11 protein-coding genes are annotated in these 14,200 nt (G+C 42.2%); 2 read left to right on the top strand and 9 right to left on the bottom strand.

Annotated elements, in window-relative coordinates; genetic code table 11:
- The first annotated feature begins 5 nt into the window (after positions 1 to 5).
- Positions 6 to 2,570 carry a bifunctional diguanylate cyclase/phosphodiesterase gene (locus LOC50_RS00640; RefSeq protein ID WP_250653434.1) on the top strand — a complete coding sequence of 855 codons (2,565 nt, stop codon included), beginning with the start codon at positions 6 to 8 and terminating at the stop codon, positions 2,568 to 2,570.
- Positions 2,571 to 2,583: 13 nt separating this feature from the next.
- Here LOC50_RS00640 and rep read toward each other — a convergent pair whose 3' ends face one another.
- Complete coding sequence (gene rep / locus LOC50_RS00635) at positions 2,584 to 4,602, bottom strand: DNA helicase Rep (protein ID WP_250653433.1); 2,019 nt, start codon at positions 4,600 to 4,602, stop codon at positions 2,584 to 2,586.
- Positions 4,603 to 4,715: 113 nt separating this feature from the next.
- Between rep and ubiK the strand changes: the two genes are divergently transcribed.
- On the top strand, positions 4,716 to 4,979 hold the full coding sequence (gene ubiK, locus LOC50_RS00630) for a ubiquinone biosynthesis accessory factor UbiK (RefSeq protein ID WP_008112735.1): 264 nt from the start codon (positions 4,716 to 4,718) through the stop codon (positions 4,977 to 4,979).
- A 48-nt stretch (positions 4,980 to 5,027) separates the two neighbouring features.
- Here the strand turns inward: ubiK and LOC50_RS00625 are convergent, their stop codons facing one another.
- From LOC50_RS00625 to ilvG, 8 genes are all read right to left on the bottom strand, one after another.
- Complete coding sequence (locus tag LOC50_RS00625) at positions 5,028 to 5,672, bottom strand: NAD(P)H-binding protein (RefSeq protein ID WP_036981051.1); 645 nt, start codon at positions 5,670 to 5,672, stop codon at positions 5,028 to 5,030.
- 1 nt (position 5,673) lies between these two features.
- Entirely contained in the window at positions 5,674 to 6,339 is a 666-nt protein-coding gene (can, locus tag LOC50_RS00620; RefSeq protein WP_036981050.1) for a carbonate dehydratase, read from the bottom strand.
- A gap of 10 nt (positions 6,340 to 6,349) precedes the next feature.
- Positions 6,350 to 7,534 (bottom strand): methyltransferase, encoded by a 1,185-nt coding sequence (locus LOC50_RS00615; RefSeq protein ID WP_250653432.1) that lies wholly within the window; start codon positions 7,532 to 7,534, stop codon positions 6,350 to 6,352.
- A gap of 132 nt (positions 7,535 to 7,666) precedes the next feature.
- A complete protein-coding gene (locus LOC50_RS00610) occupies positions 7,667 to 8,650 on the bottom strand; it encodes an ABC transporter substrate-binding protein (RefSeq protein WP_250653431.1) in 984 nt (327 codons plus the stop codon).
- A gap of 144 nt (positions 8,651 to 8,794) precedes the next feature.
- Positions 8,795 to 10,348 carry a threonine ammonia-lyase, biosynthetic gene (gene ilvA, locus LOC50_RS00605; protein WP_250653430.1) on the bottom strand — a complete coding sequence of 518 codons (1,554 nt, stop codon included), beginning with the start codon at positions 10,346 to 10,348 and terminating at the stop codon, positions 8,795 to 8,797.
- Between the two features lie 2 nt (positions 10,349 to 10,350).
- Entirely contained in the window at positions 10,351 to 12,207 is a 1,857-nt protein-coding gene (gene ilvD, locus LOC50_RS00600; RefSeq protein WP_250653894.1) for a dihydroxy-acid dehydratase, read from the bottom strand.
- A gap of 101 nt (positions 12,208 to 12,308) precedes the next feature.
- Complete coding sequence (gene ilvM, locus LOC50_RS00595) at positions 12,309 to 12,551, bottom strand: acetolactate synthase 2 small subunit (RefSeq protein ID WP_008112745.1); 243 nt, start codon at positions 12,549 to 12,551, stop codon at positions 12,309 to 12,311.
- Positions 12,548 to 14,197, bottom strand: coding sequence for an acetolactate synthase 2 catalytic subunit (gene ilvG / locus LOC50_RS00590; protein WP_214553081.1), 1,650 nt, complete (start codon positions 14,195 to 14,197; stop codon positions 12,548 to 12,550). The genes ilvM and ilvG overlap by 4 nt, the downstream gene beginning before the upstream one ends.
- Between the last annotated feature and the right edge of the window lie 3 nt (positions 14,198 to 14,200).

Raw genomic sequence — 14,200 nt, 5'->3', positions numbered from 1 at the left:
CATCATTGGAAGATAAACTCATTGTACCGAGTAGCGTAGTGCGCCAAAATAAACGACTAAAAGCACTATTGAAAAAGTACAAACATGCCTACCACCTCCACAATGCCCTGATACAGTTATCAGAGCAAGCAAGTACTGTTGCCGAATTAACCTTACTTTACCCAGCTATTCATGACATTTTACAAAAGTATGTCCCGAGTAAAAGCTTTTATGTGGTGCTTGTTGAGCCGCAATCACAACAGTTGGAACTGTCTTATTTTTCTGATGAAAAAGATGGAATTTCTGTACCACTTAATCGGGAGAATAATTTTAAAGAAGGCGCAACGGGTTATGTGTTTAAACAAGGAAAGACCATTTATTTCACTAAGCAACAAATGCATGATGCTGCACAGCAAGGCTTATTTAAAGCATTAGGTACACCTGCAGAACACTGGGTAGGCGTTCCAGTTTATCAAGAAAAAAATATTATTGGCGTATTGGCAGCGCAAAGTTACGACACTGAGCAAGGTTATAGTTCGCAACAAATAAACCTACTTGAAGCAATATCACTTTATTTAGCGACAGCTATTGAACGCGTTAAGAAACGAGAATTGCTCGAATCAGAAGTAAAACTAAGAACCCGTGCATTAACGCAAAGCAATGATGCTTTAAATGTTGAAATACAACAGCGAAAAAGCGCCCTGCAACGCCAGCAAATATTATTTAAAATTTCAGAGCTGACAACTCAAGCTAAAAACCTAGATGATGCTTATTTTCAAATACACGAAATAATAAAAACCATCACTTACGCAAAAAATCTTTATATTGCCTTGTATGATAAAGAAACGGGCTGGATTAGTTTTCCTTACAGTGTTGACGAATTTCAAGGCAGCACCCAACCAAGGCGCTTTGCAAAAGGGTACAGTGAGCTGGTGATCAGCACTGAAGAAACACAAATAATTCACCCGCAAAGAGCACAAGAGTTATTAGATAGTGGTATTGTAGAGCGTGAAAAACCAATTGATGAATCTAGAAGAGCCACCAGCTGGCTTGGCGCTCCGCTAAAAACATCGCAAGGAGTTATAGGTTTAATTGTTTGCCAAGCTTATAATAATGAACACCTTTTCACACAAGATGATGCAGAACTCATAACCTTTGTATCGCATCAAATTGCCACGGTATTACAAACAAAATTAGCCTCACAGGCGCTGAAAAAGAGCCACCAAGAGCTCGCTTCTCGAGTAAACGAAAAAACCAAAGAGCTAAGCCAAGCAAATTTGCATTTACAGATGCAAATTGATGAGCGTAAAAAAATAGAGCAGCAGCTGTATCACGATGCGCACCATGACTCATTAACAAGCTTGCCAAATCGTAATTTATTTTTAACGCAGCTAGAAAAAACGCTACAGTTTTACCAACGTCACCCTGATGAGCACTTTGCGGTACTGTTTATTGATCTTGATAAATTTAAAGATATAAACGACCAGCTTGGGCACCATGCCGGAGACGAATTTTTAATTAGCGTGGGTCAGTTGTTCTCTCAATGTATCCGTGAGCATGATTTATTAGCACGCTTAGGGGGAGATGAATTTGTCATTTTACTCACTCATTTAACCGAGCCAAACCAAGCTGAAGATGTTGCAAATCGAATCATCAACATCATGCGAAAACCTTTTTGTACAAAAGGTATTTGTGTGCAAAGCGGCGCGAGTATTGGTATCACTTATTCAAAACAAAGCTATAAACATACAGATGAAATTATTAGAGATGCTGATGCCGCAATGTATTACGCTAAAAACTCTGGTAAAAATCGCTTCGAATTATTTCACCCGTTACTCACAGAGCCAATGCTGCAACATGAGTCACAAACATTGCACCATTTTGATGTATTACCTATGACGCTTCGTGGCTCAGATATTATTTCTATGGATGAGCATTATCAATATGCCTCATTATTTGAAGCGTTTGGTGAACACCCTGTACTTGGCTTTACTAGTTTTGATATTTTAAAGAAATTTGCAAGTGATAAAGAACAGCATATAAAAGTAGAACTCCAACTGATTTTACAAGCGTATCAACAAGCGAAAGACGCTGAAATAAGCGTTGCTCTTCTGCCTTGCTCAAGTCTGCTTTTAGAAAAGCATGAGTTCTCTTTATTAACTGCTGCACTAAAGCAGCCATTAAACATTGATCCACTTTGTTTGTTGTTTGATGATCAAGAATTACGTTACGCCAGTGCGCTGCAACTAGAAAACTTAAAACAGCTTAAAGCGCTGGGCTACTCTATTGGTCTAAATAATTTCGCAAAGGATAAATGCGAGCTTAATTTAGTGACCGAGATAGAATTTGATTACTTACTATTAAGCTCCACTTTCAGTAAACGAATATTGCAGCAGGAATGCTATGACTTGCAGCTACAAGGTTTGCTGGCTATCACTAAACTTAAACACATTAAAGTGATAGCTAAAGGCCCATCAATATTAAACTTTAGAGCTCTTTTAGATAAACACGGCATAAACCTATTCGTTGCTAAACAGCACCCACTAACCAGCGCTATACCAGCTACACTTATAAGCTCAGAATCAAAATAACGCTAAACACATGCTATTGTGGTTTTTTTAGCATTGCCCTTAAATTTGCAACCCGAGCTTGGCCTTTTTCCATGCGTTCAGCTTGGGTGTTAGGCGCTTTTTTGTTTTCAAAGGCTAAGTCATCTTGGGGTAGCTCTTGCACAAACCGGCTGAGCTCTGTTTGCGATGTTTCACCAAATTGACGACGAATTTTAGCATACGTTAAGGTTAGCTCTTGCTGCGCGCGGGTAATACCTACATAGGCAAGGCGGCGCTCTTCATCTACATTATCCTCATCAATGCTTACTTGGTGTGGTAATAGCCCCTCTTCCATGCCTACCATAAATACATAAGGGTACTCGAGTCCCTTTGAAGCATGCAGCGTAAGTAATTGTACTGCATCTGCTTCATCTTCTTCCTCGTTACGCTCTAGCATATCGCGCAGGGTCAATTTACTAACCACTTCAGCTAACGTCATTGGCGGGTTATCGGCATCGCCAGTCAGCATATCGGTGATCCAGCGGTATAGCTCGGACACATTTTTCATCCGCATTTCGGCGGCTTTGGCACTCGGTGATGATTCATATAAATAGGCTTCATAATTAATATTTCGCACTAAATCTTTGACCGCTTCTAAGGTATCGCTGCGTACTGCGTTATCCGACAGCTCAACCACCCAACGGGCAAACCCAGCTAACGCATTAAAACCACGTCCTTTTAGTCTGTATCCTAAGTCGTTATCAAAACAGGTGGCAAACAAGCTTTGATGTTTTTCATTGGCTAAGGTGCCTAGTTTTTCAAGCGTCACCGTGCCTATTTCACGCCGTGGCGTATTCACGATTCTTAAAAAGGCATTGTCATCATCTTGGTTCACTAAAAGACGTAAGTAAGCCATGATATCTTTAATTTCAGAACGTGAAAAAAACGACATCCCGCCGCTAATTTTATAAGGTATACGGTTACTCATTAACGACTTTTCAAAACCACGCGCTTGGTGGTTACCTCGGTACAAAATCGCGTAATCTTTATAACTAGTGCGCTTCATAAACTTATGAGAAATAATCTCTGCAACCACACGCTCAGACTCATGCTCTTCATCGCGACAACCAATGACTTTAATTTGCTCACCATAGCCAAGTTCACTAAAGAGCTTTTTTTCAAACTCATGGGGGTTATTCGCAATCAATATATTAGCCGCTTTAAGAATACGCCCTGCACTACGGTAGTTTTGCTCTAGTTTTATTAATCTTAATCCTGGATAGTCTTTACTTAATAACACCAAATTTTGTGGGCGAGCACCACGCCAAGAGTAAATTGACTGATCGTCATCTCCTACCACGGTAAAGCGTGCACGCTCACCAACCAGCAATTTTACTAATTGGTATTGGCTGGTATTAGTATCTTGGTATTCATCCACCAGTAAATAGCGAAAACGCTGCTGCCAACGTTCACGTGAAGTGGCATTACTGCTTAAAAGCAGCGTAGGGATCATAATTAAATCATCAAAGTCGAGTGCATTATAAGCGCGAAGCTGATTTTGATAACGCGCATACAACTGAGCAAACAAGGCTCTTTGCGGCTCTCTGGCTTCGCGAATAGCTTGCTCTGGTAAAATGAGTTCATTCTTCCAACTACCAATTTGCATTTTAAGTAGATTTAGTAAGTCTTTGTCTTTTTTAAGCTCATCTTCGGTTAAATCACCAAGTAATTGATTTGTATCTTGGTCGTCAAACAGCGAAAAACCGGGTTTAAAACCCAGTGTTTTTAACTCTTTTTTAATGATTTCAAGCCCGAGTGTATGAAAGGTAGACACCCATAAACCTTTAGACTCTTGTTTGCCCAAGGTTTGCAAAACCCGCTCGCGCATTTCTTTAGCCGCTTTATTGGTAAAGGTAACCGCCGCAATATTACGCGCTTGATACTCGCACTTCTGTACTAAGTAAGCAATTTTGTTGGTAATAACTCGTGTTTTACCCGAGCCTGCGCCGGCTAATACTAAGCAAGGACCACTAATGTACTTTACCGCTTCATCTTGTTTAGGATTGAGTTTCATAACGACCAGCTGATTGCAAAAAGACGGGCAATTTTAACGTAATCACTACAATACGCCTAGCCAATAAGGTAATATTAGTTATTATCATTTTAGGCAACAGGCAAGGGACGACTATGATTAACCCAGCAAAACTTGAAGAAATTGCGAAACAGATCACTAATAACATGCCACAAGGTGTAAAAAACCTGGCTGATACACTTGAAGGTAAAACCAAGCAAGTGTTACAAAATAAGCTTGCCGAAATGGACTTTGTAAGCCGTGAAGAGTTTGATATTCAAAGCCAAGTGCTGATCCGCACCCGTGAAAAGCTAACTGAATTAGAAGCAAAAGTAGCGATACTTGAACAGCAATTATCGGCAAAAACAGACGCAGAATAATAAATATAACGCCATAGACGAACCTGCTTTATGGCGCTAATCACTCAGTTATTCAAATAGCTCGTCGAGCACATAGTAACCCGTTGCTTGTTGCTGCTCTATGCTCACCCTTAGCAATTTATTAGCTACTTGCTCACCGGTTATTGGTCTATACCGTTTGAAGATGCCAAAACGCGTTAACAGTGGCAGTACCACCTCACCTAGCTTTTCTGCAATTCTAAGCTCTGATCGCTCGCCGACTAACAAAGACGGTTGCAATATACTCAAGCGCGAAAAGCCAAGCTGCTTTACCTGCTGCTCAAGTTCCCCTTTTATTTTTAAATAACGGCTCATGCTATGCGCATTTGCGCCACTTGATGACACCAAACAATAATGAGGAACACCGTTATTAGCCGCCATTTGCGCACAAATAAATTGGTATTCAAAATCAACTTTACGTTGTGCAGCCACACTACCTGCTTGCTTTAATGTGGTCCCTAAGCAAGAAAAGAACACGTCACCTTTGAACAATTCAACATGATGCGTCAAATTTTCAAAATCAATAACATGGCTAGTTAATTTAGGATGAGAAAAATCTAATTGGCGGCGCGATAAGCTCACTACTTTCGTATAGCAAGGAGATGCTAACAGCTGTTGTAATAACTGGCTGCCCACTAAGCCGGTACTGCCGATTATTAGCGCCGTTTTGGTCATATTAAAGGTGACTGTCCGCAGATTTATTTAGTACATGGTGTACAGCTTTTTTATAGCTAATGTATTCTTCTTCAGCGCAGCTAACTACCGACTCTAAGTCATGCAAATGACCATTTTCTAATCCATATACCCAGCCATGCACTGTGAGCTCTTGACCTCGTAACCAAGCATCTTGAACAATGCTAGTGCGCGATACGTTACGCACTTGCTCAATCACATTAAGCTCAATTAAACGATCAAGACGCTGTTTTTCTGGTAGAGCGTTAAGTTGCTCTAAATGCTTTTCTTTTACATCACCAACGTGGCGTAGCCAGTTATCAATAAAGCCAAAGCGATCTTCGTTTAATACCGCTTGTACACCACCACAGCCGTAGTGGCCAACAACCATAATATGTTTTACTTTTAATACTTCAACCGCGTACTGCATAACCGATAAACAATTATGATCGGTGTGAACGACTACGTTGGCAACATTACGGTGTACAAATAATTCACCCGGTAGTAAATCAACAATTTGATTAGCAGGAACTCGTGAGTCAGAGCAACCAATCCATAAGTATTCTGGATTTTGTTGCATCGATAAAATTTTAAAAAATTCAGGATTAGCTTCGCTCGTTCTAGATGCCCAGCGTTTATTATTTTCTAGTAGGTTATTTAAATTTCTCATTACATCTCTTTTAGGTCGAGGGCGTTAAACTGGCTAAAATTAAAATATTACGGGGTGTTAAGTGCTTCTCACAAAATGTACTAACACTGACGTTATAGCCTTGCTGTTGCAAATATAAAGCACGATCGAGCACAAGCCAAACTTCTATTGCTCTTCTAAACACATGTCGAACCAGTTCAACTCGTTCTGTCACCTTTTTTCGCGCCTGCCCAATCAATAAAAACTTATTGTAATCAATATCTTTTGGCAGTTTTAAGGCTTTTTTATCTGCCGCCCACTTACAAAATGATTCAAACGAATCTGAAAATATTGCTTTATTCACTGAGGGCACACTAACATACGCCAACTCACCGGTGACTGACTTTCTTAAAGCATCAAACCCGAGTCGCCACTCAACTTCTGTTTTTCGTACTTTGCCCACTCGCGATGGAGCCGTGACAGTTTCTTGCAAAGCGAGTTTTAAATCTCGATGAGTTAAATTAAGCGCACTTCGCTTCGCCTGTTCGCTCATTGCTTGATAATTATTCTCGGTAAACAAGTGATAGCAACAAGGTGAAAAACTAATTTGTGTTACTTTGGCCGCACTGGCTTGATGCATAAATGTTTGATGTAACGCACCGCAGGCATGTAAAGCAACGGCATGGGTTTGTGGGTTAAAAAAATCCTGAGTGTTATCTGTGAGTACATCAGCTTGGCTAAATTGCATAGCAAGCCCCTGTTGCTGCGCACTTTTTTGTCCTTGCTCACATAAGTGAGATTGTAGCTCAATACTGTGCACGCTCGGCGCACCATTAAAAGCTAACATTCGTCCTAAATGGCCTTTGCCTGCACACCACTCTAAAATAGGCTGATCATTGGCAGGTAGCGCACCAACAAAGTCTTGTAGCTGTGTAAACTTTCGTCCTTTAATACCGTTACTAATCCAAAACGGATAATCCGTTCGACTGCTTGTTATGACAGGAAGTGAAGCTAATCGGCTTAATTGCTCAATACCGGGTATGTAAGGTGAAAAAAACTGATAAAGTTGCGCTTGATCAGTATCTAACTCAGCAACGTCCTGATCAGTTAAAGCAGTTAGGGGGTTGTGTAATTCAGGCCATGGTAAACAGTCAAAATCAAACGCAGTACATTGCCAATACGAGCGCGTATTCATCAGTAACGAATCGAGGGCAGTAAATTGCTCAGTTAAGGTCATAACAGCTTAAAATATTAAAAAGGCAATAAATTATACCAGTACACTCGCGCCTAATTAAGCGGTTATTTTTTTAACCTCGCAGAGCAAGGGGATTACTTAACTTTCCCACCTTTTTATTGGTTAAATTAGCCATTAGCGTGCTTTGAACATTAACCGTAAATAAAGGGGAATAGAAATAATACTAATAATAATGGCCGCAATCAGCATCCAAGAAAGCTGCAACGTTTCTTGTTTTTTATATTTATAAATAAAATCGGCTTTTACTTCGTCAAACTTTGTTTGATCAACCTCATATAAATCAGCAATCAAACGCCATTTGGCCATCGACATATTACCCACATTGGTGCTTGGCGGCGCAATATAGTCTTTTAGCACTTCGGCCTCAAAAGCTAATTGATGAAAACTACGCTCAGGGGCATAAAACTGCTGAGTAATGGCGATGGCTTCATCCATATTCATTACCGCATAACGCCACCCTTTTAAACTCGCTTGGTAAAACTTTTCTACCGTATCGGGATGGTACTTAATCATGTCATCACTGGTAAATAAAATATCTGCGTATACGTCCATACCATAACGTTGTGGACATATAAGTCGATGAGCAATACCTTGCTGATCCATATAATAAGGTAAGTCGGTAACATAGACTTCGATGGCATCTATTTTATTTTCCATCCATGCTTTTTGTAATTTATCGCCTTTGTATATAACCAACTTTTCGATATTTATACCGCTGCGCTTGAGCATAGTTAACAACTCAGAATTGCTCTCTTTACTCACTTCACTTACACGTTTATTGACAAAATCACGGGCATGAAAAATATCAGAGCTTTCTTTGACCATCCAGCAATAAGGAGAAAACTGTAATATGGCAGCCATGGCTACAAAGGGTTTACCTGCAATACGCTGCTGTAAAATACCAGAATGCGCAACCCCAAACTGGGCTTCACCACGCTCTACCGCGCCAAAACTATTGGGCCGTTTTGGATCGGCAGGCACAATAGTGACGTCTAAACCGGCCTCATCATAATACCCTTTTTGCTGAGCCATATAATAACCCGCAAATTGAAATTGATGTGTCCACTTTAATTGTAGTGTGACTGATTCCTGCGCCATTAACTGGCTACAAAAAAGGCAGGCGCTAATTATCATTCCTTTAAGTAACAAAGAGAGTTTCCAAAAAACGTAGTGATTAACGTAACTATATGTAAAGCAGCTAATAAAGCAAGCATCCACAGAAGATGCCTGCTTAAAGTAGGATTATGCTAAGGCGAGCTTTTCAAGCTTTTCTGCTTGAGGTTGGGTAGTTAAAAACTGGGTGAAACACGGGTTATGGGTTTCGTCTTGAACACTGTAACCTAGGCGGTTTAAGTGCTCATTAAACATCTCATATTGGCTTGGTTCAATAGCAAAGCCTGCTAATACATTCCCCATTGACCCGCCATGATTACGGTAGTGAAATAAAGTGATATTCCAGTTACTACCCAGCGTATCTAAAAAGCGCGCCAATGCGCCTGGGTACTCTGGAAACTCAAACCTTAGTAAGCGTTCATGTAACTGCTCTGGCGCTTTACCGCCAACCATATAGCGTACATGCAGCTTTGCTAATTCGTTATCTGACAAATCGCAAAAGGTATATTTGTTATCTGTTAGACTTTGTTTAAGCTCTTCAAGTTCTGCTAACCCTTGGCGCAGTGCAATACTAACAAAAATTTGCGCCTCGCCAGGCCCTGCATATCGGTAGTTAAATTCGGTAATAGCACGCCCACCTAAAGATGCACAAAACTGCTTAAAACTACCGCGCTTTTCATCAATGGTTACGGCTAATAAAGCTTCGTTTTTCTCACCCAGCGCAGTGCGCTCAGCCACATAACGTAAGCGATCAAAGTTTAAATTAGCACCAGACAAAATAGCGGCTAAATTTAACCCTTTTAAACCCGACTGCTGAGACCATTTTTTAAGCCCTGCAGTTGCAAGTGCGCCTGAAGGCTCAGCAATAGCACGGGTTGATACAAAAATATCTTGCATGGCAGCACATATTTCATCATCTGATACGGTCACCACTTCATCGCAAAACTTTTGCGCCAATCTAAATGTTTCGCTACCAATTATTTTTACGGCAACACCATCGGCAAAGCTTCCTACTCTTTCTAGCTCTACAGGCTCTCCCGCTTCCATGGCAGCTTTTAAACAAGCACTTTCATTAGCCTCGACTCCAATCACTTTGATATCTGGGCGCAGCGATTTAATGTATACCGCCATACCCGCCAGCAATCCGCCGCCGCCAACAGGAATAAATACCACGTCTAAGTCGTTCAGCTGTTGCATTAGTTCACGGGCAACTGTGCCTTGACCAACAATGACATCGGGGTCATCAAATGGAGGGACAAATACGCCGTTTCGCTGCTCAGTTAATTCAAGCGCATACGCCTTTGCGGCATCAAACTGATGACCATGTAACACGACTTCCCCGCCCAATGCTCTTACCGCATTAACCTTAATTTCAGGCGTGGTTACGGGCATGACAATAGTGGCTTTATGCCCTAGGTGTGAAGCACTCAGCGCCACCCCTTGAGCATGGTTACCTGCCGATGCGGTGATCACAACCGAGCCCTTTGGCAGCTTATTTAATTTATTAAAAGCACCACGTAATTTAAACGAGTACACCGGTTGCTGATCTTCACGTTTTAACCAAACATGATTACCTAATCGTGCACTCAATTCGGCCATTTCACTCACCTCAGTCACCTTAGCTAAAGGCTCCATATTGGCTTGGATAATCGCGCGAAAATAATCGAGTTCTTGAGAAACCATACCTAACTAAGCTCCTCCAGTTTGGCTAAATCGCGAACCGCACCTTTATCGGCACTGGTTGCAAGTAGCGCATACGCTTTAAGCGCAGATGAGACATAGCGATTGCGGTTAAGCGGCTTATACGCTTGTTTACCACGAGCCAATTGTTTTTGCCTGCGAGCTTCGAGTTCCTCATCGCTTAATGCTAAAGTGATTTCTCGAGTGGCAATATCGATGATAATTTTATCGCCATTTTCAACATAAGCTATCGCGCCACCGCTGGCTGCCTCGGGAGACACATGGCCAATTGATAAACCTGACGTACCACCCGAGAAGCGACCATCGGTGATCAAGGCACATTTTTCAGCCAAGCCTTTTGATTTTAAGTAGCTGGTTGGGTATAGCATTTCTTGCATGCCTGGGCCGCCTTTAGGTCCTTCATAGCGAATTACAACTACATCGCCGGCTTTTACTTCACCATTTAAAATCCCTTCTACAGAGTCATCTTGAGACTCATAAACAACAGCAGTACCTTCAAAATGCAGCATTTCATCGACAACGCCGGCACTTTTAACGATACAGCCATCTATTGCTAAATTACCTGAAAGCACGGCAAGGCCGCCATCTTGACGAAATGCATGTTCAACACTGCGAATACAACCGTTTTCACGGTCGTTATCACCCTCATCCCAACGACAATCTTGGCTCATGGCTTTGGTGGTACGAATGCCTGCCGGACCCGCGCGGTAAAACTTTCGCGCCGCTCCGTTATTAGGATCCGTTGCATCCCATTTTTTTACCAACTCACCCATGGTCATGCCGGCAACATGATTAACCGATAAATCAACCAAGCCGGCTTTACCAAGCTCGCGTACTATGGCCATCATGCCACCAGCGCGGTGTACGTCTTCAATGTGGTATTGCGCGGTAGCTGGCGCGACTTTACATAAAAATGGCGTTTTACGTGAAAGCTCATCAATATGTGACATATCAAAATCTACACCGGCTTCTTGTGCCGCTGCGAGTAAATGTAATACCGTATTTGATGAGCCGCCCATGGCAATATCAACCACCATAGAGTTCATAAATGCGGTTTTATTAGCGATGGCACGAGGCAGTACGTCTTGGTTATCTTTTTGGTAGTACTCGCGGCATAAATCAACGATGCGAGCACCTGCTTCAACATACAATTGTTTACGGTCTTTGTGGGTCGCAAGCGTGGTACCGTTACCCGGCAGCGCAAGGCCTATTGCTTCTAATAAACAGTTCATTGAGTTGGCAGTAAACATCCCTGAACACGAGCCACAGGTAGGACATGCTGAGCGTTCAACTTGCTCTGAGTCGGCATCACTTACCGATTCATCGGCACCTTTAACCATGGCATCTACTAAATCGAGTTTAATATCGATATTGGCTAATTTAGTTTTACCCGCTTCCATAGGGCCACCCGATACAAAAATAACCGGTATATTTAAACGCAGCGCAGCTAACATCATCCCAGGGGTGATTTTATCGCAGTTAGAAATACAAATCATCGCATCGGCACAATGGCCGTTCACCATGTACTCTACCGAGTCGGCAATTAAATCGCGCGATGGCAGTGAATAAAGCATACCGCCATGACCCATGGCAATACCGTCATCGATAGCAATGGTATTAAATTCTTTTGGTACACCACCGGCCTGAGTAATGGTTTCAGCCATCAGTTCACTAAGCTGATTAAGATGCACGTGCCCCGGTACAAATTGCGTAAATGAGTTCACAACAGCAATAATTGGCTTACCAAAGTCGGTATCAGTCATGCCTGTTGCACGCCATAATGCTCTTGCGCCTGCGCGTTTACGCCCTTCAGTGGTGGTTGCACTTCTTAATTTAGCCATAGTTACCTCAGTGTTTGCCGCAGTTAATGCGGGCATTCCTCATTCGAAAAATTGATGAATAACCAAATAACCGGTTATTCGTAAAATTCGTTAAATTTATTTTATACAGCTTGTTGCTGTAAGCTTTGTAGCGTCACATGTTTCACATCAACCAACTTATTTAACTGGCTGGTAAGCAAATAAATTGGTTTATCACTATCAACCGTCATGGCCATATTATATTGACCATCGTCCATATTGAGCTGCAAGTGAGTCAAGTCAAAACCACGATGACGTACGACACGTAAAAAGCGCTCGATTGCGACACTTTGACTTTTTAAGGCAATTGTTAAGTTGTGTTTCATTGTGCTTTCTCCGTCATCATTTCATCGTTAGCAGCCCCAGGCGGAACAAGTGGCCATACGTTTTCTTTATCATCGATACAAGCATGAACAATGTAAGGCCCATCGCTATTTAATAAGGTAGTAATTGCATCATCCACTTGGTTGGCATGGGTAATCGTTTGCCCAGGAATACCAAAAACAGCCGCTAGCTGTACAAAGTCAGGGTTATCTGACAAGTTAGTTTCGCTATAGCGCCCTTCAAAAAATAACTCCTGCCATTGGCGCACCATGCCTAAACGCTGGTTATCAAGTATCAGTATTTTTACTGGTAAATTATTACGGCGAATAGTGGCAAGCTCTTGAATGTTCATCATGATTGAACCATCACCTGAAACGGTGATGACAAAGTCATCTTTACGCGCTATCTGTGCACCTATAGCCGCGGGTAAACCAAATCCCATAGTGCCTGCACCACCACTGCTCAAATGGTTGCAAGGGTGGCTAAACTTCATGTGCTGAGCTACCCACATTTGGTGCTGGCCCACATCGCAGCAAACAACACTGGTGCTTGGCATACGCTGGCTTAGTTGATTAAGTAAATAAGGGGCAAATACTTTTTCGCCAGGATAGTCGTAGCGCCATGCATGCTTAACCATCATTTGTTTATTATGATCGCACCACGCTTTTGGTGTAACCACGCACTCAAGGGCGGGAAGTGAAGTTTTTAAATCTGCAATTAATGACGCTTTTGCGGGTTTACGTTTACCGACCTCGGCTGCATCTATGTCTAAATGAATTACGTTTGCTTTTGCAGCAAACTTAGCTAAATTGCCTGTTACACGGTCATCAAAGCGAGCGCCAATACACACTAATACATCACATTCTTGCACGGCTAAATTAGCCGCTTGACCGCCATGCATACCTAGCATCCCTAAATCATATTCGTAATCAGGTAATACACTGCCCAATGCTTTAAGAGTTGAAACCGCAGGCATTTGCGTTTTATTTAAAAATTGCATTAACTGCGCTTGCGCATCAGCGGCATGAACGCCCCCACCAACATACGCTACGGGTTGCTTGGCTTCACTGAGTAATTGATTGGCGATAGCAACTTGGTTTAAATCAAGTTGCGGTAAGTATTCATCTGCCGCTAACCAAGGTTTAAAAGGCACCTGCGCCATTTGAATGTCTTTGGGGATATCAACTAAAACGGGGCCAGGACGGCCGCTTTGTGCTAAATGCATCGCTTCTTGTAATATTTCGGCTAAATCTTCTGCTCGCTCAACCATGTAACTGTGTTTAGTACATGAAAGCGACATGCCAAGCACGTCAATTTCCTGAAAAGCATCAGAGCCAATTGCGGCGGTTGGTACTTGCCCTGTAATAGCAAGTAAAGGCACTGAGTCCATCATGGCATCTGCCAATGCGGTAATTAAATTAGTAGCTCCAGGGCCTGATGTTGCCAAGCACACACCTAAACGTCCAGTACTGCGTGCATAGCCCACGGCGGCAAACCCTGCACCTTGCTCATGACGAGTAAGATAATGTTTTACAGGCGCACCATACAAGGCATCGTAAATGGGCATAATAGCACCACCTGGGTAGCCAAATACTTCATCTACGCCGTGTTTGGCGAGTAAATCTATTGTTAGTTCTGCGCCTGTCATTAG

Source organism: Pseudoalteromonas sp. SCSIO 43095 (genome assembly GCF_023650455.1).
In the GTDB taxonomy this organism is placed as follows: domain Bacteria; phylum Pseudomonadota; class Gammaproteobacteria; order Enterobacterales; family Alteromonadaceae; genus Pseudoalteromonas; species Pseudoalteromonas tetraodonis.
This window is presented reverse-complemented; position numbering and strand designations above follow the sequence as displayed.